We start from the raw sequence: 21388 nt of genomic DNA on the forward strand, positions 1-21388 counted from the left end.
CGCTACGCAACATCAGCAAGAAATGGACGATGCCGATCCGTGACTGGAAAGCGGCACTGACACGCTTTACGATCAGCTACGAAGGCAGGCTGCCACAGTAGTAACCCCATCCCCGGTTACACAGAATTCTGCACACCCTCGGGACAGTTTGGCCGCAGCGTTCCAGAGACGGTTCATATCGCTCTGGCTGATGTGCATCTGGCTGAGGTCTGAAGGCTTGCAATGCTGGCGCAGGTCAGCGGGCAGGTCGCGGACTGTTTTGCCGTACAGTTCGAGCCCCTGGGCAATCCCCTGTGCCCAGAAGCAGCGTTCGTGCACGCGCTCCGAGGAAAGAGCATGGTTCTGTGGAGTCATGGGCTTTGTCGCCTGAATTTTATTATTTTGATCGACTGCAACTGGCGTTAACAATAAAACACAAAGTCCTATTGTGCAAAATTATGCAACGGATAATTGCGGGCTTTGGATCAAGGGTATTCAGCATGTGAATGTCCCTAGCGGCCAAAAAACTCGTCCGAATCGGCCAAATCGCGTTCCGATCTCGTGACAGACTTGGTTCCGGTGCTAGACGGCTCGCGTCGTCTTGAACCCATGATTCAAATCTAACGGAGCAGCACAATGACAAAAAAAATGCATGCTTGGTCGCTTGCCGCATTGCCGCTGGCAATCGGTCTGGCCAGTTTCTCTGGATCGGCTGGGGCAGTTAACTTCAATATCGGTGACGTGGAAGCGCAGCTGGATTCGCAAGTATCTGTAGGTATGAGCGTATCTACTCAGAATGCGGACAAGCGTTTTATTTCGCTGTCCAATGGGGGAGAGGCTGCTGCTCGGACCTCTGACGATGGTCGACTGAACTACAGCTCCGGAGACGTATTTTCCAAAATCTTCCGTGGCGTTCACGACCTTGAGCTTCGCTATGGCGACTCTGGTGCATTTATTCGCGGTAAGTACTGGTACGATTTTGCGACAAAAGACGGCCACCAGAACTTCTACGATATTGACGACTCCGGTCGCCCGCCGCTGGTCAAGGGTGCAGGCGTGGCTTTGCTGGACGCCTTCGTCTACCACAACTATTTCATCGGCAACAATCCGGGCAATATTCGTCTGGGTCGCCAGGTAGTCAGCTGGGGCGAGTCAACCTTTATCGGTAACTCCATCAACTCCATCAACCCGATTGACGTGGCCGCTTTCCGTCGCCCGGGCGCCGAGATCAAGGAAGGTCTGTTGCCGGTCGAGATGCTTTACATCTCTCAGGGCCTGACTGAAAACCTGAGCGTCGAAGCTTTCTACCAACTGAAGTGGCATCCGTTCGCAATCGATAACTGCGGTACTTTCTTCGGTTCGGATACTCTGGCTACCGGCTGTAATGACCGTCTAGTCTATGCAGGTGCTGACTTCCCGCAGGGTGAGCAGCCCCCGGGAACCGTGATTTCACGTACCGAGAAAGACCGTGAGGCGAAGGACGAAGGCCAGTTTGGTGTCGCTTTCCGTTGGTTTGTTCCTGAGCTGAACGACTCCGAGTTTGGCTTTTACGCGATGAACTACCATAGCCGCACTCCCATTTACTCCAACACCGCAGGTCTGTTTGCAGTGACATCCAATGCTGGCGATCTGTTGCCGGGTCTGGGTGGGACGCTGGGTGGCGCTGGCTATTACTTCGAATATCCTGAAGATATTCGTCTGTACGGTGTGAGCTTTCAGACCTCTGTTGCCGGCACCTCGCTGGGCGGTGAAATCAGCTACCGCCCCAACATGCCGCTTCAGTTGAACACCGGTGATATGAGTCGTACTGCCTTGGTCAACGCTGGAACTGGTCAAGACAACACCCACCGTGGTTTGACCGTGGGCTTTGGTGACGATATCCAGGGTTACGAGCGCATGGAGGTTTATCAGGCGCAAGTGACTGCCATCAAGTTCATTGAGCGAGTACTCGGGGCGAGCCGCCTGTCTCTGGTTGGCGAGGCCGGTGTCAATTACGTTGCCGGTATTGGTGATCTGAAGTTCGGTCGCGACTCATTGTTCGGTCAGAGCCCGTTTGTCGAGGGTGATGGCGGTCTTGGTGTGCTGCCGGCAGGTCAATGTTCCTCTAATCAGGGTACTCCTCCTGCTGGCCGCTCACCGAATGCTGCAAGCTGGTGTGAGAACGACGGCTTCTACACCGACTGGTCCTGGGGCTATCGTGTCCGCGCCTCGCTGGATTACTCCAACGTTTTCGCTGGGGTGAACCTCAGCCCGAACCTGACTTGGTCGCATGACGTTGAGGGTTACGGCCCGAACTTCACCGAAGATGCCAAGGCAATCAGTATTGGTCTGAACGCCGATTACGCGAACAAGTACAACGCCAGCATCAGCTACACCGACTTCTTCGACGGTAAGTACAACACCGCCGTTGACCGTGACTTTGCGGCCGTCAGCTTCAGCGTAAGCTTCTGATCAGACAGGCCATAAGGAGAAATAACAATATGCGTATGCAACAAACTCTGATGGGTGTCGGCGGTCTGGCCCTGAGCCTGATGGCATCCTCTGTAATGGCGCAAACCCTGACCCAGGCTGAAATCGATCAGCTGGGTACTTCCCTGACACCGATCGGTGCAGAGAAGGCCGGTAATGCTGCGGGCACCATTCCGGAATGGACCGGTGGTCTGCCGCGTGATGCCGGTAAGGAACTGGCAGATCACTTCTACGAGAACCCCTTCGCTGGTGAGCAGCCGGAGTTCGTGATCACCGCTCAGAACTACCAGCAGTACAAGGACAATCTGACCCCGGGTCAGGTCGCCATGTTCGAGCGTTATCCTGAAACCTTCCGTATGCCGGTCTACCAGAGCAAGCGTACTGTCGGCTATCCGCAGTCTGTCTACGATCAGGTCAAGGCAACTGCCGGTCAGGCCAAACTGGTCAACGGCGGTGACGGCATCTCCAACTTCAGCCACGGAACCTTTGCGTTCCCGATTCCGAAGTCCGGTGCCGAGGTTGTCTGGAACCACAACACCCGCTATCGCGTAAACGCTCATCGCTGGTACATGCAGGCCATGCCGCAAACCAACGGATCCTTCACGCTGATCAAGCTGGAAGAGGAAGTGGGTTACCCGCAGCTGATGCCTGACGTCGATGAGTCGACCATGCCGAACACCCTGCTGTTCTTCAAGCAGCGTGTGAATGCGCCGGCCCGTCTGGCAGGTAACGTACTGCTGGTTCACGATAGCCTGGATCAGTTGAAAGAGCCGCGTATGGCGTGGGTATACAACGCCGGTCAGCGCCGTGTACGTCGTGCTCCGCAGGTTGCCTACGACGGCCCGGGTACCGCGTCTGACGGTATGCGTACTTCTGACAACTTCGCCATGTATAACGGTGCACCTGACCGTTATGACTGGACCCTGGTCGGCAAGAAGGAAATCTACATTCCGTACAACAGCGGCAAGCTGACCGAGCGTGGCACCCAGTACGCTGACGTTCTGCAAGCTGGTCACGTCAACCCGGAATACACCCGTTTCGAGCTGCACCGCGTATGGGAAGTTCAGGGCAACGTCAAGGCAGGTCAGCGTCACATTTACGCTCAGCGTAACTTCTTCGTTGACGAAGACTCCTGGATGATCACCCTGGCCGATCACTACGATGGTCGCGGTACTCTGTGGCGTGTAGGTGAAGGTCACCTGTCCTTCAACTACGACTACCAGATCCCGGGTTACTCGCTGGAAACGCTGTATGACCTGCTGGCAGGTCGTTACATCGCACTGGGTATGTACACGGAAGAGGTCTCCGCTCCAGACCTGACCTATGTGCCGACCTACAATCAGTTCACACCGGCTGCCCTGCGTGCTTCGGGTATCCGTTAAGTTCTGATGCTGCTGTAAACGTTTGGGTTTGAGGGGATATCTTCGGATATCCCCTTTTTTTGTCTCTGGTTCGCTCCCGACAGGGAGCTTCGTCCTTCACTCTGCTAAACTTCGGCTCTGTTAATTCCCGAACTTCAGAGTGACTTCATTGTTCAGCCAATTTGATCTGCACGAGCGTCTGCTCAAGGCGCTTGCCGAGCTTTCCTTTCAGCAACCTACCGAGGTTCAGGCTGCAGCTATTCCGCCTGCCATTGAAGGCAAGGACCTTTATGTCATCGCCCAGACCGGCAGCGGCAAGACGGCCGCGTTCGTGCTGCCCATGCTGCAACGCCTGCTGGCAGACGAAAGCAAGCCGCTCGCGCCCCGCGCTCTGATCCTGGTGCCCACGCGCGAACTGGCCCGTCAGGTCTCGAAGGATTTTGCTGCGCTGGCCAGGTTCACCTTTATCAAGGCTGAGCAGGTTACCGGCGGCGAAGACTTCCGCGTTCAGGCGGCGCGTCTGCGCAAGAATCCGGACATTGTGGTGGCCACTCCGGGGCGCGCGCTCGAGCAACTGACAGCGGGCAATCTGGATCTGGGCAGTGTGCAGACTCTGGTGCTGGATGAAGCGGACCGCATGCTGGATATGGGCTTTGCCGAGGATGTGGGCAAGTTGGCTGACGCCTGCCCGGGCGAGCGCCAGACCATGCTGTTTTCCGCCACCAAGGGTAATCGCGGTCTGCAGCGCATGATCGACTCGGTTCTTTCCGAGCCGCAGATTCTTGAGCTGAACTCCGTACGCGATGACACGCCGAGTATCACTCAGCAAGTTATTCCTGCGGACGACAACGCCCACAAGGAAGCCATGCTCAAGTGGCTGTTGCAGAATCAGGGCGACGGCAAGACCATCGTCTTCACCAATACCCGGGTCATGGCGGATCGCCTGAACGGAGTGCTGCGGGCTCTGGATCTGCGCGTCTACGTGCTGCACGGCGAGAAGGATCAGAAAGATCGCTATCTGGCGGTGGAGCGCTTCAAGCAAAGCGCCAACGGTATTCTGGTGGCGACTGACGTTGCTGCCCGTGGTCTGGATATCGTTGAGCTGGATCGGGTCATCAACTTTGACATGCCGCGCAGTGGCGACGACTACCTGCACCGGGTTGGCCGCACCGGCCGTGCGGGTGCCGAAGGTCTGGCTATTTCGCTGGTCAGCCCGCACGAGTGGAACCTGATGTCGAGCATCGAGCGCTACCTGCGCCGCCAGTTCGAGCGTCGTCTGCTGGCTGAAGTGCCCGGCAGTTTCAAGGGGCCTAAAAAGGTCAAGTCTTCGGGCAAGCCGGTTGGCAGCAAGAAAAAGAAAGACGGTAAAAAGGATGGCAAGAAGGCGGCGCCAAAGTCGAAGAAGCCGAGGGCGGGCAAGCGTCCGTCACGCCCGCCGACAGGGCAGGTAGTGACGTCGTCTGACGGTCTGGCACCACCAAAACGTCGATGATTGAAGGCAGAAGGGGTTGCGCCCTGCGCAACTCATCCGTTAGAGTCGGGCTATTGTTTAAAGGTAATCAAGCCATGACACACCGTTCCGCCCAGATTGTTGTCGCCAGCGCCCTGCGTGCTGTCGCTGCTGCGCGCGTGGCGGTTGGTTACTTTTATTTTGGGTATTGGTTTAGCCAAAGGCGCGCCTGATACCCCACAGGCGCCCTGAATTGACGGGTCGCCACCAGAGAATCAAGAAACCCCGGTCGGCTACCCGACCGGGGTTTTTTATTTGGCTTTGCAGATTCGAGGAATGACCATGTACGCACAACGCTCTTACAACCCGCGCTCTTGCTGCAGCTGGCGATTTTGCTTCGGCGCCCTGACTTCACGACATCCACTCGATCGAACACCAAGATAGCGCCGCGGCGGCAAGACCGCCCCGGCTAAGGAAGCAAAAGATGACTGCCACTGTAACTGCACTTGCCAGCGCTGCTCCGACCACCAAGAGTGCCGCCCGCCGTACCCAGACCCTGCCGACACCGGCTCAGCTGCGCGAACGCCTGCCACTGAGCGACGCTCAGGCCGAGGCCATTGACGCTCATCGCCAGGCTGTTCGTGACATCCTTGATGGCAAGGATGACCGTCTGCTGGTGATTACCGGCCCGTGTTCCCTGCATGACCCCGACGCCGCGCTTGAATACGCCGAGCGACTGGCCCAGTTGCAGCGTCGTGTTGCTGATCGCCTGCTGCTGGTCATGCGTGCCTACGTCGAAAAACCGCGTACCACGGTTGGCTGGAAGGGCATGCTCTACGATCCGCAACTCGACGGCAGCGGTGACATGGCGGCCGGTCTGGCGCTTTCCAGACGCACCATGCTGGCAATCAGCGAGCTGGGGCTGCCGATTGCAACCGAGCTGCTGCAACCGCTGGCCGCCAGCTACCTTGATGACCTGCTCAGCTGGGGTTGCGTTGGTGCGCGTACCAGCGAGTCGCAGATTCACCGGGAGATGGTCAGCGGGTTACACCTGCCGGTTGGCTTCAAGAACGGGACCGACGGCAGTGTGGCGGTTGCCTGTGATGCCATGCGATCCGCCCGGCATCCGCATCAGCATTTCGGCATGGACATGCATGGCCGGCCGGCGCTGGTTGAAACGACCGGCAATGCGGATACGCATATTGTGCTGCGTGGCGGTCATGGCGGCCCGAATTACCAGGCCGAAGCCGTAGCGAGGGTGCGAGCAGAGCTCGAGCGCCTGGGCATGCCGGCCTCGCTGGTGGTCGATTGCAGTCACGCCAACAGCGGCAAGGACCCGCTGCGTCAGCCAGAGGTACTGGCTGATGTGGTTGCCCAGCGCGCTGCGGGCGACCTCAGCCTGCGTGGCGTGATGCTGGAAAGCCATCTGTTTGACGGTTGTCAGGCACTGTCCGGTGAGCTGCGTTACGGCGTATCCATCACCGATGGTTGTCTGGGTTGGGAGGCTACCGAGCAGGCTTTGCTTGCTGCTGCCGATCGACTTCGCTGAGCCGGCCGCCAGCTAACGCAGGTTGAACCGGGGCCGGCCGAGCAAGCGTCACCAGGAATCGACGGTGGCGTTTGCCCGGGTGCCTCATGCCATTTGTGGCTCGCTGTGTGCGGAATACAGCAAGAATCCACCCAGCGAGCACAGCGCGGCTGCGCTCAGCAGCAGGCCCAACGTCAGTGACGGTGGCAGGGCAATGGCACTGATCAGGCCGGTGCCGATGGCGGCGACAGTCATCTGCAGAAAGCCCAATAACGATGATGCCAGCCCCGCCTGCTCGGCGAAGGGCTGCAGGGTTACTGCGGTGCCCAGCGGGTTGATCACGCCCATACCGGCCAGAAACAGACAGATTGCCAGGCAAAATTGCAGCAAATCCTGGCCTTCATGCATCAGTACCTGCGACACGCCACCTGACAGCGCAAGCAGACTGCCAATAATCACCACTGGAATGGCGCCCCATCGCTGGGCCAGTCGCGGAGCCAGTATTCCCGCGCTGAAAACCACCAATACCGTCGCTGCAAAGAACAAACCGAGCTGCAGGCTGCTGTAGCCCATCCCGCGTATCATGATCGTTGGTGCAGATGCAAAGAACGCATAAAGCCCGCCGATTACCAGACTGACCGCCAGCGCCGGCAGAGCGAATCGGCGGTCGCCAAGCAACTGCATATAGGCCTTTGCTGTAGCGGCTACAGTCATCTTCAAGCGTGCTGAAGGCGCATGGGTTTCATTCAGCAACAGGCTGTAGCTCAGGATCAGCGCCGAACCCGCTGCGGCGACCAGTACAAAGCTGGTGCGCCAGCCAAACTGACTGTCTATCACGCTACCTATCAAGGGCGAGAAGCCCGGTGCGGCGGCCATGGCAACCATAATGAAAGCCAAGGCCTTTGCCAGCAGCGGGCCGTCATACAGGTCGCGTGCCACCGCTCGCGCCAGTACCGATGCAGCGCACACACCGGCTGCCTGAATCACCCTGGCGGCCACCATGGTGCTCAGGTCGGTTGCGCCAGCGCCGAGCAGGCTGCCAAGCACAAACAGCGTCAGACCACCGAGAATCAGCGGCCGACGACCGTAGCGGTCGGAAAGCGGCCCTACCAGCAGTTGTCCGACAGCAAACACCAGAAAGAAGCTGCTCAACGTCAGCGCCATGTCGGCCGGGGCGGCATTCAGCGATGCGGCCATCGCCGGGAAGGAGGGCAGAATGATGGTGGTCGACAGTGTGCCGACAGCCGCCAGCCCGGATAGCAGTGCCAGCGTGCGGGTCGAGGTGCTCATGCCTGGTCTCCGGCTTTGTGGGTGCTGCTCAGTAGCGCGCAGCTGCGTGCAATCACCTGCGGGTCGGTCAGGATTCTGCGGTGCCCCAGACCTTCCAGCTCGACCAGTTCGGAGTCGGTCCAGTGGCGGTGCAGGTCAGCCGAGGCGATGAAGGGCACCACACGGTCGGTCGGGTCATGCATGATCAGCGCCGGGTGCCGCAGCCCGTGCTTGAGCGACGGCAGGTCCATCTCCGCCGGCGGGATGCCGATATGCTGCTCCACCCACGTGCTGAATTCGCGCTGTTCTTCGGCTGTAAGTCCATGCCCCAACGCCTGCAACTGCAACATGGGGCTGAGCGAGGAAGGGCCGCACAGGTGCACGCTGGCGTTGACCCTCAGCCCGTGGGAAAAGGCCCACAGGCTGGCTGCCGAGCCCAGCGAATGAGCAATCACGCCGTGGATTGGGCCAAGGTGCTCTGCCAGCGCGGCCAGAGCGCGTCCGGCGTGCACCGGGCTGCTGAGACTTCCACCGGAATCACCATGCGCTGGCAGGTCGAAGAGGGTGACTGCAAAGCCAGCGCGCAGCAGCGGGTCGACAAAGGCCGCCAGGTGTGAGCCGCGGCTGTCCCAGCCGTGTACCAGCAGCACGCGCGGGCCGAGACCCATGTTCCAGACGGAGATGTCGCCATCAGCGTAGGGGAAGGTGCCGTGCTGAGCCTGGGAGAGAAGCGCGCGCTCCAGGCTGCTTGCCTGAATGCGCTGCGGCACGCTGAATGCGCGACAGGCGCTATCGATCGCAGATGATGGTGCGGTGCTGGCATGAGAGCTGTTCATGGCGGAACTCCTTTTTAAATGACGACTTTAATTTAAATTAAATGTCGATCATCATCTTAAAGGAGTCAAGCTTTTTCGCCGTCTCGGAAATGGTCAGCTGGAGATAGGAGTGCCTGCCAGCGCCTCGAGGAAGCTTTCCAGTACCAGATGGGAGCGTCTGCCCTTGCGAGTGACTGCAGAGAGCACCAGGTCGTAGTGATAGCGAGTGGGATCGAGTGCGCGCATGCGCCCGCTGGCAACCCATTGGGCCGCATAGTGGTCCGGCAGGTAGCCGATGTAATGCCCGGTCAGCAGCAGGAAGGCAATGCCCTCGCGGTCGGAGGCTGTGGCGGTACAGCGCAGGGCCTGAAACTGTTGCTGAACCTCGGCCGGAACGCGAAAGCTGGGGGAGATGGCATCGTGGCGGCGCAGTTCTTCCAGCGTCAGCTTGCTGTCCTCCAGCGCAAACAGGGGGTGGCCGGCAGCGCAATAGAGTTCGGCGCGCTCGCTGTACAGCGGCTGGTACTCAAGCCCTGACAGCGCGCCGACCTGCGGAATCACACCAACGTGCAGGCGACCATCCAGTACGCCCTGTTCGACCTGGCCCGGAGCGGACATGCTGATCTGTATGCGCACGTCCGGCCCTCGGGTTTTCAAACGTGCCAGCGCATCTGTGACCCGCATGTGCGGCATGGTGACAAGGTTGTCGGTCAGGCCGATGTTCAATTCGCCGCGCAGGTGCTGGTGCAGACCATTGACCTCCGTACGGAAGTTTTCCACCGCCGAGAACAATTGCAGTGCAGCCTGATAGACCTCGCGGCCGTCCTCGGTCATGGCAAAGCCCGCGCGCCCGCGCTGGCACAGGCGCAGGCCCAGACGTTGCTCCAGGTCGCTCATCTGCTGGCTGATCGCCGAGCGGCCGATACCCAGCACGCTTTCGGCGACCGAAAAGCCTCCGCATTCGACGACCGTACGAAACACCCGCAGCAGGCGCAAATCAATATCCGAAAGCTGGGCAAGGGGGGCAGGGCGGCGGGATTTCATTGTTTAGTTATTCCCAAACTGAAGGTATGAAAAGTCATGTTTTATCATACCTTTTGCTGTGGCACCGTATAGCCATTGAAAACACCGGCGTAGACGCGCCCTTTGCCGACTTTTCGTGAGGCACCAGCATGCAAGACCAAAGCACCCAACAGCTCGCCGGCCAGCTCAAGCTGGATGCGCACTGGATGCCGTTTTCGGCCAACCGCAACTTCCATCGTGACCCGCGCCTGATCGTTGCTGCGAAAGGCAGCTGGCTGACCGATGCCGACGGACGGCAGGTCTACGACAGCCTGTCTGGCCTCTGGACCTGCGGTGCCGGACACTCGCGCAGCGAGATCCAGCAGGCGGTCGCCCAACAGTTGGGGACGATGGATTACTCACCGGGTTTCCAGTTTGGCCACCCGATGTCGTTCCAGCTCGCTGAACAGATCGCTGCCAAACTGCCGGGTGACTTGAATCATGTGTTCTTTACCAACTCCGGGTCCGAGTGTGCCGATACGGCGGTAAAAATGGCGCGTGCCTACTGGCGCTTGAAGGGCCAGCCGAACAAGGCGCGGATGATTGGTCGCGCCCGTGGCTACCATGGCGTGAACATCGCCGGTACCAGTCTGGGCGGCATTGGTGGTAATCGCAAAATGTTCGGCCAGTTGATGGAGGCCGATCATCTGCCGCATACCCTGCAGCCGGGGATGGCGTTTACCCGCGGAATGGCCGAGACCGGCGGTGTCGAGCTGGCCAACGAGATGCTCAAGCTGATCGAGCTGCATGACGCCTCCAATATCGCGGCGGTCATCGTCGAGCCGATGTCAGGCTCGGCGGGTGCCATCGTACCGCCCAAGGGCTACCTGCAGCGTCTGCGCGAAATTTGCGACCAGCATGACATTCTGCTGATTTTTGACGAGGTCATCACCGGTTTTGGTCGCCTGGGCTGCTGGACCGGCGCCGAGTACTTTGGCGTCACCCCGGACATCATGAACCTGGCCAAGCAGATCACCAACGGCGCCATTCCAATGGGGGCGGTGGTTGCAACCAGCGAGATCTACAACACCTTCATGCAACAGAATGCCCCGGAGCACGCGGTCGAGTTCGGTCACGGCTACACCTATTCGGCGCATCCGGTGGCCTGCGCTGCCGGTCTGGCCACCCTGAAACTGCTTGAAGACGACGCGCTGGTGCAACAGGCTGCCGAGCTGGCACCACACTTCGAGCGCACATTGCACGGCCTGCAGGGCGCGAACCACGTACTGGATATCCGTAATTGCGGACTGGCGGGAGCCATTCAGCTGGCACCGCGCGGCCCTGATCCGATCATTCGCCCCTTTGAAGCCGGTATGGCGCTCTGGAAGGCAGGCTTTTATGTTCGCTTTGGTGGCGATACCCTGCAGTTTGGACCGACTTTCAATGCGCGGCCTGAGGATCTGGACCGCCTGTTTGATGCCGTGGGCAGCGTGCTAAGCACGCTTGACTGACTTTTTCGGCTGCCTGCACAGCGGGCAACGCCATGTTTCCCAGGAGTAGATGATGACCAATATTACCCATTTGATCGACGGCCATCCGGTGGCTGGCAGCGGCCGCAGTGCCGACGTGTTCAACCCGTCCACTGGCGCGGTCAGCGGTCAGGTACCGCTGGCCGATGAGTCCGTCATCCAGCAGGCCATTGATTCGGCCAAGGCTGCCTTCCCGGCCTGGCGGCGTACGCCGGCGGCCAAGCGTGCGCAGATCATGTTCCGTTTCAAGCAGTTGCTGGAAGAGAATGAAAACGCCATCGCAGAAATGATCAGTGCCGAGCACGGCAAGACCATCGAGGACGCCATTGGCGAACTCAAGCGCGGTATTGAAAACGTTGAATACGCCTGCGCCGCCCCGGAGGTTCTCAAGGGCGAATACAGCCGCAACGTCGGCCCGGATATTGATGCCTGGAGCGACTTTCAGCCGGTCGGCGTGGTGGCCGGTATCACCCCGTTCAACTTCCCGGCCATGGTGCCGCTGTGGATGTACCCGCTGGCCATCGTCTGCGGCAACTGCTTCATTCTCAAGCCGTCCGAGCGTGATCCGACGTCCACCTTGTTCATTGCCGAATTGCTGCATCAGGCCGGTCTGCCCAAGGGCGTGCTGAACGTTGTCCATGGCGACAAGCAGGCGGTCGATGCGCTGATCGCCGCGCCCGAGGTCAAGGCGCTGAGTTTTGTCGGTTCGACCCCGATTGCCGAATATATCTACGCTGAAGGCACCAAACGCGGTAAGCGCGTGCAGGCGCTCGGCGGTGCCAAGAACCATGCCGTGCTGATGCCCGATGCGGATCTGGACAACGCGGTCAGCGCATTGATGGGGGCTGCCTACGGCTCCTGCGGCGAGCGCTGCATGGCCATTTCAGTGGCGGTTTGTGTGGGTGATCAGATTGCCGACGCACTGGTCGAGAAACTGGTACCCCAGATCAAGGCGCTGAAGGTTGGTCCGGGCACTACCTGCGGTCTGGATATGGGGCCGCTGGTGACCGGGCAGCATCTGGATAAGGTCACCGGCTACGTTGAAGACGGTGTGAAAGCCGGCGCCGAGCTGGTGGTCGATGGTCGCGGGCTGAGCATCGATGGCCACGAACAGGGCTTCTTCCTCGGTGGTTGCCTGTTCGATCGCGTGACTCCGGAGATGCGCATTTATCAGGAAGAAATCTTTGGCCCGGTGCTCTGTGTCGTGCGCGTCAACAGCCTGGAAGAGGCTATGCAACTGATCAACGATCACGAGTACGGTAACGGCACATGTATCTTCACCCGTGACGGTGAGTCTGCACGTCTGTTCTGTGATGAGATCGAAGTCGGTATGGTCGGCGTCAACGTACCGCTGCCGGTGCCGGTCGCCTATCACAGCTTTGGCGGCTGGAAGCGCTCGCTGTTTGGTGATCTGCACGCCTATGGCCCGGACGGGGTGCGTTTCTATACCCGCCGCAAGGCAATCACGCAGCGCTGGCCCAAGCGCGCCAGTCATGAGGCGGCGCAGTTTGCGTTCCCCAGCAATGGCTGAGCAGTAGGTCTAAAGGCCGCCTCCGGGCGGCCTGTTTGTTTTGGCCATCATTGTTCGCAGTCGAGCCCTAAGCGGTGTTCCTTGAAGGCTTGATTACGATTTTTGATGCCTGTTCAGGTTGGCGGTCTGTGATGTGGCACCTACAATGCGGAGGCTTACGCATTTTGCGTTCTGCCAGCGGGTTCAGGAGCGAACATCCAGGCATGTCAAATAAAAACAGCGCGGATATGCACCGCAGTGAGCAACGTCCCGAGTTCTGGGCCTTGTCCATGCGTTGTTGCCAGTTGGCCGGCACGGTCGACATCTGTTTCTTTTTTATCTTCCTTTGGCTTGGTTCTCCGATTCTGGCCTGGATCAATGTGATCAGCGTCGGCATGTACGTTTGGGCCTATCGTGCTTTCCGCGATCGTCGCAACCGCCTGGCTATCATGCTGATCCGCACCGAAGTGCTGGTGCATGCGGCACTGGGAACGGTGCTGGTTGGCTGGGACAGCGGTTTCCATTATTTCCTGCTGATGTTCATTCCGGCGCTGTTTGCCACCATGCGCCAGCGCAGCGCCTGGACTCTGGCGGTCTGCCTGTGGGGCTATTACGTCGGTCTGTATGTGTTGATGTGGTTTATTGAGCCACTGCAGCCGATCTCGCCCAACGCGCTGTTGTCCGTCAATATCTTTAACTTCACGACCGTTTTCCTGATGTTTGCCTACCTGACCATGTATTACGTGGTGACGGTGACCCGGGCGCACCGGCGACTGGCACGCATGGCGACCACCGACCCGTTGACCGGCCTGTTCAATCGGCGGCATATGGTTGACCTGACCGAAAAGCTGCTTGCCCGGGAACAGCGTCAACAGGGGAAGCTGACGCTGATGCTGATGGACCTTGATCATTTCAAGGACATTAACGACCAGTATGGTCACGAACTGGGAGATCGGGTGCTGCAGCGGGTTGCGCTGCTATTGCGTGATCAGGCCCGTGAACAGGACTTTGTTGGCCGTTGGGGTGGCGAGGAGTTTCTCGCGGTACTGCCGGAAACCGATCCGGAGCAGGCCCTTGTAGCCGCAGAGCGGATTCGGGCTGCGGTGCAGGCGCTGGATTGGACTGATCTGAAGCCGGGCCTGCAGGTCACGCTCTGTGCGGGTATCAGTCAGTTGAATGACCGGGAAAGCTTCAGCAGTGCCATTGCCCGTGCCGATCGTGCGCTTTACCGGGGCAAGGCGCACGGCCGCAATCGAGTGGAGCAGGCTCGCCTGGGTGATGCAGGTCTGGGGCTGGCAGAACAACCCGTCTGAGTACCTAGTCGGCGTCCAGCGACGGGCCGATCATCCCGGCGACCTGATCGTATATGCCGGGGCAGGCGACCAGGTAGGGGTTGCCCTTGAGTAGCCCTTCGCCGCGCAGGAAGTTGTTGCTGCGCCCGCCCGATTCAGCCAGCAGGGCCAGGCCGGCAACACAATCCCAGCTTTTCAGACGGGTCTCGTAGTAACCCAGCAGCCGCCCGGAGGCGACGTAGGCGGTCATCAGTGCGCCCGAGCCGTTGCGCAGGAACATCCCTCCTGCGTCCAGCAGTTTGCCCAGGAATGGCATGAAATGCTGCTTTCCGTCTGCGTAGAAGGTACCTACACCCAGCAATCCGGCATGCAGGTCTGTGGCATCGCTGACCCGCATCGGTTGCGCGTTGACCCAGGCACCGAAACCGCGACCGCCATGAAACACCTCGTCGTGATTTGGGTCTGCTACGACGCCAATGGTCGGTACGCCATCGACCAGCAGGCCGATGGACACGCACCAGTTGTGCAGGCCGTGGAGAAAGCAGGCGGTGCCGTCAATGGGGTCAACCACCCAAACACAGCGTGCATTGAGTCGCTCGGCGCCGGTTTCCTCGCCAACAAAGCCGTCCTCGGGGAACGCGGCCATCAGCTGCGCACGGATGAGGTCTTCGAGTTCGCGGTCGGCAGCGCTGACCATATCCTGGTTAAAGCCGCCCTTGTGCTCTACCGCCAGCTGATCGCGCTGGCGATAGAGGGTCAGACCGCGCTGAGCCGCCTCGCGTGCCAACTGGCAGGCCAGCTGGTAGCGACTGTCGAGATCCTGCTCAGGGGCGTCATGCATTGCCGGTCGTGCAGTCGGGAGAGGTGGTGAAGGTACGCGAGCTGTCTACGTTGCCCAGTCGGTCCAGAGTACGACGTCCCAGCAGAACCGGGTAATGCATATTGCTGCGGTCGCGCAGGGAAAACTCTTCATTCAGACGCTCGCCGGCAACACACACATCCATGCGCACGACCGGACGCTGTTCCGAACCGCCGGCACCGCGCACGCGAAGATCGCGCTCCAGAGGTCGCTCAAAGGTTTCGCTGATCAGACTGTCTGATTTCAGGTCTTCCAGAGTGACCTTGAAGCGCACCCATTGCCTGCCGTCGCGCTCGAAGCGCTCAATATCTTCGGCGTGCATGGAGGAGGTGAGCGCACCGGTATCGAGCTTGAACTTGACGGTCATGTCGGCCGGCTCGATGACGCCATGTTCGATCCAGCCGAGGTTACGGGGAGATTCAGCGTGAGCCAGAGGGGATAAAGCGGTGACGCCTGCAAGCAGCGCAGGCAGGAACAGATTCTTGAAAGTGGAAGGCATCGGAATGTCTCCTGTTTACAGCCATTTCAATATGCACAAATGGAATGACCACGGGAAGCGGTAGATAATTCCGCTCCCCCTGACAGGAAAGGGTCCGTTTTCACTATCGAGGGCGGGTCGCTGCTGTCTTTGCATCGACCCGCTCTATCACTGAGGGGTTAGTCGATAGAGGCCGTTGTCGATGTCGGAGGCGAAGTATACGCGCCCCTGCGCATCCACCGCCAGAGCCGTTGGAATACCGGTCGGAGGCATCCCCGGCCCGGGTTTGAGGCCTATCGGCAGCTGCTCGACAGCGATTGTGCTCTCACCAGTTTGGGGGTTGATGGTCACCAGGCGCTGGGCGCTTGGCTCGGCTACCAGGAGATGACCATCAGGCAGCTCGGCAAGCCCCTCCGGCAGACGCAGGCCTTCGGCTACGCTGGTCAGTTCACCCGTAGCAGGGTTGAAGCGGCTCAGGACGCCGCTCATTTGCGTCAGATAGACCATGCCGTCACGCGCCCGGATCATCTGTACGGGGCCCTGCAGCCCGTTGAGGACGTCGATGCGCTCGCCAAGATCAGCCCCCATCAGCCGCAGCAGCTTGCCGGTGCCCATTTCGCTGACCAGGATACTGCCATCATCCAGCTCAACGGCCGCCGACGGGGCATTGAGCTGATGGACCATCGCCAGCGTGCTGTTGTCGGCGCGACTGATCAACTGCAGGGTGCCGGTCGAGAAGCTGGTGACCAGCAGGCGCTCTTTGCCGAGACCGACATTGATCGGGTACTCGGCGTCGGAACCGTGGGCCCGGCGCAGGTCGGTCACCTTGCCACTGGCGGTGTCGATCGCACGCAGTGCGAAAACGTCGGCGATATACAGGGTCTTGCCGTCTTCGCTCAGGGTCAGCCCGGCCGGAACCGCCAGTTCGCCGCCGACAATCTGCCGGGCTTCACCGGTCTGCGGGTTGACCTGGGTGATGCGGTTGTTGGCCATGTTGGACACATAGATGTTGTCCTGCGCGTCCAGCGCCAGATTATCCAGTGCGCTGTCGAGCTGGGCGATCACACGGGTTTCGCCGCTGCGCTGGTCAACCTGTTTGAGTTGCCCGCTGAAGGTATCGATCGCGTAGAGGTTGCCTTTGGAGTCGAAGTTGGCTGCAGCCGGGGTCTTGAAGTCACTGGAGATGATCTTGATCTCGCCATCATCCGGGTTGATGCGTACCACCTGGCCCTTGAACCAGAGCGGGCCATACAGCCAGCCGTCGGCTCCGACTTCGAAGCCATTGAAGCCGCCCATGTCCCGGGCGATCAGTCTGGGTGGTTGCTGGCCGGCGCGGTCGACCTCCCACAGGGCATCGCCGAGAAATACCTGACTGGCGTAGAGCGCGCCGGTTTCGTCGTTGAAGTCCAGCGAGTTGATGCCGGGCAGGTCGCTCGCCAGTACCTGGATCGGAGCGTCGTCGTTTTCCCGATACAGCACGCGGCCGGAGTAGAAACCGGTCCAGGCCATCTCGCCGTTGGGGCCGATGGCGATGTCGTCGGCCTGGCCGTCGTCCGGGCCGATCAGGGTGCTCACGCTGCCGTCGTCGATATCAACCTGATAGATGCTGTTGCCGACCACGCTGCCGGCAAGCAGGCGGCCAAGCCTGTCGACGGCCAGGCCGTGGACGCCCTTGAACGGGGAGGGATCAACGATGACTTCAGGGCTTGAGTAGCTGGTGGCGAGCGCCAGAGGGGCCAGGCTGAACAGCCCGGCCAGGGCCAGAGCCCGCATGGGATACTTCATTTGCGATCTTCCTTGTTGTTATTGATCTGCTCTGTGATTCTAGACCCTCATAGCCGCCCGTGCGGGCGGCATCATCTGGCTTGATGACGGCGGATAAGCGCAAGGCTCAGGCCGGCTGGCCGGTTTCCTCCAGGTCTTCGCCGATGAATCCGCCGGATTGGCGCGCCCACAGACGGGCGTAAACGCCACCCTGTGCCAGCAGCTCGGTATGGGAGCCCTGTTCGATGATCCTGCCTTGCTCCATCACCACCAGTCGATCCATCTGCGCGATGGTGGACAGGCGGTGAGCGATGGCGATGACGGTCTTGCCGTCCATCAGCCGGTTCAGGTTCTGCTGGATGGCGGCCTCTACGTCGGAGTCCAGTGCCGAGGTGGCCTCGTCAAGGATCAGGATGGGCGCGTCCTTGAGCATGACCCGGGCGATGGCGATGCGTTGGCGCTGACCGCCGGACAGTTTGACGCCCCGCTCGCCAACGTGGGCGTCGAAGCCGCGGCGACCCTGGGCATCCTCCAGCGTTGCGATGAACTGATCTGCTTCGGCGTCTCGGGCTGCCTGCAGCATCAATTGCTCATCGGCGTCGGGACGACCGTAGAGGATGTTGTCGCGCACAGAGCGATGCAGCAGCGAGGTGTCCTGGGTGACCATGCCAATCTGCTCACGCAGACTGTCCTGCCTGACCTCGGCAATATTCTGGCCATCAATCAGAATACGGCCGCCTTCAGCGTCATAGAAGCGCAGAAGCAGGTTGACCAGGGTCGATTTGCCGGCGCCGGAGCGGCCAACCAGGCCGATCTTCTCGCCAGGGCGGATATGCAGGTTGAGGTGATCCATCACGCCGCCGCCCTTGCCATAGTGAAATTCGACAGCTTCGAAGTGGATGTCGCCCTGCGTTACCCGCAGCGCCGGCGCCTGAGGCTTGTCCTCGACCAGCTGGGGGCGGGAAATCGAACTGATGCCATCCTGTACGGTACCGATGTTTTCAAACAGCGCCGACAGCTCCCACATGATCCACTGCGACATACCCCACAGGCGCAGCACCAGGCCAACGGCGACGGCCACGGCGCCGACGCTGATACTGCCTTGCACCCAGAGCCACAGCGCCAGCCCGGCGACGCCCAGCAGCAACAGGGCATTGAGCAGGTAGAGCAGGGTATAGAGGGTGGTGACCAGCCGCATCTGGGTGTAAACGGTGGTCATGAAGCCGTCCATGCCTTCGCGTGCATAGGCGGATTCGCGGCGGGCATGGGAGAACAGCTTGACTGTCTGGATATTGGTGTAGCTGTCAACAATTCGGCCGGTCATCACCGAGCGCGCATCGGCCTGGGCTTCGGCGACGCGGCCGAGAATCGGGATATAGTGCCGCATCAGCAATACATACCCGACCAGCCATCCCAGCAGTGGCAGTATCAGACGCCAGTCGGCGTTGCCAACCAGCAGCAGGGTGCCGATAAAGTAGACGCAGATGTAGTTCAGCACGTCGATCAGCTTGATCACGCATTCGCGCACGGCCAATGCGGTCTGCATCAGCTTGGTTGCAATGCGGCCGGCAAACTCGTCCTGGTAGAACGCCATCGACTGCCGGAGCAGGTAGCGGTGGACCAGCCAGCGGATGCGCATCGGATAGTTGCCCATCAGCGTCTGGTGCGTCATCAGGCTGTTGACGAAGATCAACGCCGGCAGTGCGACCAGCACCATGAAGGCCATGCCCGCCAGCTTCCAGCCTTCTGTTTGCAGGAAGGTGTCGCGGTTCTGCTCTGAAAGCCAGTCAACAATGCTGCCCAGAAAGCCGAACAGCCAGACCTCGGCAATGGCGATGCAGGCCATCAGCAGCGAGGCGAGAATGATGTAAGGCCAGGCTCCACGGGTGAAGTGCAGGCAAAATGGCAGCAGCCGGCGCGGTGGTTCGCTCAGCTCTTCGGTGGGAAAGGGGTCAAGACGTTTTTCGAACCAGCGGAACATGCATCGGGCCTGCGAGGTGAGCTTTAGGGCGGGCCGTGCATTATGAGCTCCGCCGGGGCAGGGCTCAAGCCGGCACCGCCTTGTGTGTCTCTTGGCGCAAATCGATATCGGATCGTTCTCAGAAGAACGGCAGGCCACCGCTGGCAACAAAATGCGGGTTCTCGAAACCGGGTTTGCCATAGAGCAGCGGTGCGCCATCGAACGTCTGGATCTGGCCGCCAGCGGCCGCGAGTACGGCATGACCCGCTGCAATATCCCACTCCATGGTGCGTCCCTGTCTCGGATACAGGTCTGCCTTGCCCGCAGCGATCAGGCACAGTTTCAGTGACGAGCCTGCGTTGATCAGGTTACGAACCGGGCGGCCGGCCAGCAGCCGCTGGAGTGCGTCTGCATCGCCGTGAGAGCGGCTGGCCAGCACATCCATGCCATCAGCGGCAGGCTGGCGCACCCGAATCGCGTGTCGCCCGCTACTGTCCTGGTAAAACGCACCCCCGGCCAGTGAGCCGGTGTACAACTGATCCAGGGCCGGAGCCAGAACCACCCCCAGTATCGGACGTCCGTGCTCAATCAGGGCAATGTTGACGGTAAATTCGCCGTTGCGGTTGACGAACTCACGGGTACCGTCCAGCGGGTCGACCAGCCAGAAGCAGTCGCCGACATCAGGGATGTTGCCGGCTGCACAGGCTTCTTCTGCCACCACCGGAAAGGACAATGGCAGGGCGGCCAACCCCTCAAGAATAATGGCTTCGGCCTTTTCGTCGGCTTCTGTGACCGGAGAGGCATCCGCCTTGCCCCGCACGGCAAAATCGCTGTGGTAGATATCCATGATCAGCCTGCCGGCCGCACGACTGAGCGGGATGAGTGCGTCTACGAGCTGCTGTTGGTCACTGGCCTGCATGGCGGTTCCTGAAACGGTTGAGCGAGCCTGAAGGATACCATCAGGTTCCGCGCAACAGGGTTGTTCAGTTCATCTTGCCGGACAGACTCGACCAGCGCCACTCGGCAGGCTGGGTGCACAGTCCGGCTGCGACCGGACTGTTGTGGACCTGGCGGATGGCGGGCGGTATTTCCCGTGCGTCCGGAATGTAGCGATCCCAATAGTCGCGCATCCACAGCATGCGTCCGGGTGTTGGCAGTTGCAGCTCTTCCTTGTGCATCAGCATCCAGCGAGTCGTAGCTGTTTTCCAGGCCTGGACGATGCGCGGCATCGAGTAGGTCGGTTCGAGCAGGATGTGGGCGTGGTTGGGCATGATGCACCAGGCGATCAGCTTGTAGCGCTTGCGGTTGTGCAGCTCCAGCGCGTCGGTCAGCTCGGCAGCCATCAACGGGTGCTGCAGCAGGCAGCAACCCTTGCCTTGCTGCAGTACTTCTTCCAGTTGCTGACGTCGCTGCAGTGCCCGCTGGGCCTGCGGGTAGTCCCTGATGGCGTGACTGATGGCGCGCTGGCTGCTTTGCGGAATGGCATCGGCCAGTTTCAGGGTAATCAGTTGAACATCATAGGGAATCTGACGTTCAGGCTGAGCGTTGGGGCGCTGCCAGCCTTGCCAGAGATGGGTGCGATCAAATCGGGGGCTGAAGTAGTCGCGGGACATTGATCTTCCTTGTCGTTGTTCCAATGGGAACCTTAGCAGCGGGAAGCTGGAAGTCCTGACGATGAATTCAGAAGATGTGATGCAAATAGTGTTTTTGGCTCGAGCATGGCTCGAATGGGTGAGGTGGCTAAGATCGAACGTGCCGGGTCAACATCAGCCAGGCTGCAATCAGCAGTAGCCCGGCCACCAGCCCGGTGCTGTTTGCCAGAATGTCCCCCCAGTCGGGGGAGCGGGTGGGGTGCAGTGACTGGACCAGTTCAACAGCCAGTCCGACCAGGCTCATAAAGCCGGCGCGGAACCACCAGCGCCAGCGTGGAAAGGCTGCAAAGCTGAGCAGGGTCAGGGCAAAAATGCCTCCGGCGTGATAACCGGAGGCCTGCCAGGCATAGGCTGTGGGGGGCGGTGTTGGGCGCATGCCCAGGTACAGGCCCAATGCGAGCAGTGCAAAGAATGTCAGTTTGAACCACAGGCTGTAGCGCACCATCAGGCGCTCGATGAGCAGCTTCATGG

At 60.2% G+C, this 21388-nt stretch carries 17 protein-coding genes; 7 read left to right on the forward strand and 10 right to left on the reverse strand.

The genetic code is table 11. The features are described 5' to 3' along the window. The first annotated feature begins 615 nt into the window (after positions 1-615). From AC13EY_RS18285 to AC13EY_RS18300, 4 genes are all read left to right on the forward strand, one after another. Complete coding sequence (locus AC13EY_RS18285; RefSeq protein WP_338212735.1) at positions 616-2430, forward strand: DUF1302 domain-containing protein; 1815 nt, start codon at positions 616-618, stop codon at positions 2428-2430. A 35-nt stretch (positions 2431-2465) separates the two neighbouring features. Beyond that, positions 2466-3830 carry a DUF1329 domain-containing protein gene (locus AC13EY_RS18290; protein ID WP_338212856.1) on the forward strand — a complete coding sequence of 455 codons (1365 nt, stop codon included), beginning with the start codon at positions 2466-2468 and terminating at the stop codon, positions 3828-3830. Positions 3831-3978: 148 nt separating this feature from the next. Beyond that, on the forward strand, positions 3979-5301 hold the full coding sequence (locus AC13EY_RS18295; protein ID WP_088273717.1) for a DEAD/DEAH box helicase: 1323 nt from the start codon (positions 3979-3981) through the stop codon (positions 5299-5301). Between the two features lie 442 nt (positions 5302-5743). Continuing rightward, positions 5744-6808, forward strand: a complete 1065-nt coding sequence (locus tag AC13EY_RS18300; protein WP_338212734.1) for a 3-deoxy-7-phosphoheptulonate synthase — start codon at positions 5744-5746, stop codon at positions 6806-6808. An 84-nt stretch (positions 6809-6892) separates the two neighbouring features. Here AC13EY_RS18300 and AC13EY_RS18305 read toward each other — a convergent pair whose 3' ends face one another. The 3 genes from AC13EY_RS18305 to AC13EY_RS18315 form a co-directional block, all read right to left on the reverse strand. Then, positions 6893-8077, reverse strand: coding sequence for a multidrug effflux MFS transporter (locus tag AC13EY_RS18305; protein ID WP_338212733.1), 1185 nt, complete (start codon positions 8075-8077; stop codon positions 6893-6895). After that, positions 8074-8892 carry an alpha/beta hydrolase gene (locus AC13EY_RS18310; protein WP_482877274.1) on the reverse strand — a complete coding sequence of 273 codons (819 nt, stop codon included), beginning with the start codon at positions 8890-8892 and terminating at the stop codon, positions 8074-8076. Before AC13EY_RS18310 ends, AC13EY_RS18305 begins: the two co-directional genes overlap by 4 nt. Positions 8893-8985: 93 nt before the next feature. After that, complete coding sequence (locus tag AC13EY_RS18315) at positions 8986-9915, reverse strand: LysR family transcriptional regulator (RefSeq protein WP_482877272.1); 930 nt, start codon at positions 9913-9915, stop codon at positions 8986-8988. Between the two features lie 128 nt (positions 9916-10043). On the opposite strand from AC13EY_RS18315, the gene aptA reads away from it, so the two are divergent. The 3 genes from aptA to AC13EY_RS18330 all read left to right on the forward strand — a co-directional run bounded on the left by aptA (position 10044) and on the right by AC13EY_RS18330 (position 14225). After that, the gene (gene aptA / locus AC13EY_RS18320; protein ID WP_338212731.1) at positions 10044-11384 is read left to right on the forward strand and encodes an omega-aminotransferase AptA; all 1341 of its coding nucleotides are present in this window, start codon (positions 10044-10046) and stop codon (positions 11382-11384) included. Positions 11385-11436: 52 nt separating this feature from the next. Then, positions 11437-12933 (forward strand): CoA-acylating methylmalonate-semialdehyde dehydrogenase, encoded by a 1497-nt coding sequence (locus AC13EY_RS18325; RefSeq protein WP_088273723.1) that lies wholly within the window; start codon positions 11437-11439, stop codon positions 12931-12933. A gap of 203 nt (positions 12934-13136) precedes the next feature. Further along, the gene (locus tag AC13EY_RS18330) at positions 13137-14225 is read left to right on the forward strand and encodes a GGDEF domain-containing protein (RefSeq protein WP_338212730.1); all 1089 of its coding nucleotides are present in this window, start codon (positions 13137-13139) and stop codon (positions 14223-14225) included. 4 nt (positions 14226-14229) lie between these two features. On the opposite strand, the gene AC13EY_RS18335 is transcribed toward AC13EY_RS18330, so the two are convergent. The 7 genes from AC13EY_RS18335 to AC13EY_RS18365 all read right to left on the reverse strand — a co-directional run bounded on the left by AC13EY_RS18335 (position 14230) and on the right by AC13EY_RS18365 (position 21386). Next, positions 14230-15045: an inositol monophosphatase family protein gene (locus AC13EY_RS18335; protein ID WP_482877269.1), complete on the reverse strand. Its 816-nt coding sequence runs from the start codon at positions 15043-15045 to the stop codon at positions 14230-14232. Beyond that, a complete protein-coding gene (gene rloA3 / locus AC13EY_RS18340) occupies positions 15038-15562 on the reverse strand; it encodes a retropepsin-like aspartic peptidase RloA3 (protein ID WP_088273726.1) in 525 nt (174 codons plus the stop codon). The genes AC13EY_RS18335 and rloA3 overlap by 8 nt, the downstream gene beginning before the upstream one ends. 147 nt (positions 15563-15709) lie before the next feature. After that, on the reverse strand, positions 15710-17326 hold the full coding sequence (locus tag AC13EY_RS18345) for a Vgb family protein (RefSeq protein ID WP_482877267.1): 1617 nt from the start codon (positions 17324-17326) through the stop codon (positions 15710-15712). Positions 17327-17432: 106 nt separating this feature from the next. Beyond that, positions 17433-19286: an ABC transporter ATP-binding protein gene (locus tag AC13EY_RS18350; RefSeq protein WP_482877265.1), complete on the reverse strand. Its 1854-nt coding sequence runs from the start codon at positions 19284-19286 to the stop codon at positions 17433-17435. A gap of 118 nt (positions 19287-19404) precedes the next feature. After that, positions 19405-20184: a 3'(2'),5'-bisphosphate nucleotidase CysQ gene (gene cysQ / locus AC13EY_RS18355; RefSeq protein ID WP_088273729.1), complete on the reverse strand. Its 780-nt coding sequence runs from the start codon at positions 20182-20184 to the stop codon at positions 19405-19407. A gap of 64 nt (positions 20185-20248) precedes the next feature. Continuing rightward, positions 20249-20878, reverse strand: a complete 630-nt coding sequence (locus tag AC13EY_RS18360; protein WP_088273730.1) for a transposase — start codon at positions 20876-20878, stop codon at positions 20249-20251. A gap of 127 nt (positions 20879-21005) precedes the next feature. Continuing rightward, the gene (locus AC13EY_RS18365) at positions 21006-21386 is read right to left on the reverse strand and encodes a VanZ family protein (protein WP_088273731.1); all 381 of its coding nucleotides are present in this window, start codon (positions 21384-21386) and stop codon (positions 21006-21008) included. Between the last annotated feature and the right edge of the window lie 2 nt (positions 21387-21388).

It is taken from the genome of Halopseudomonas sp. L-58, assembly GCF_056859475.1.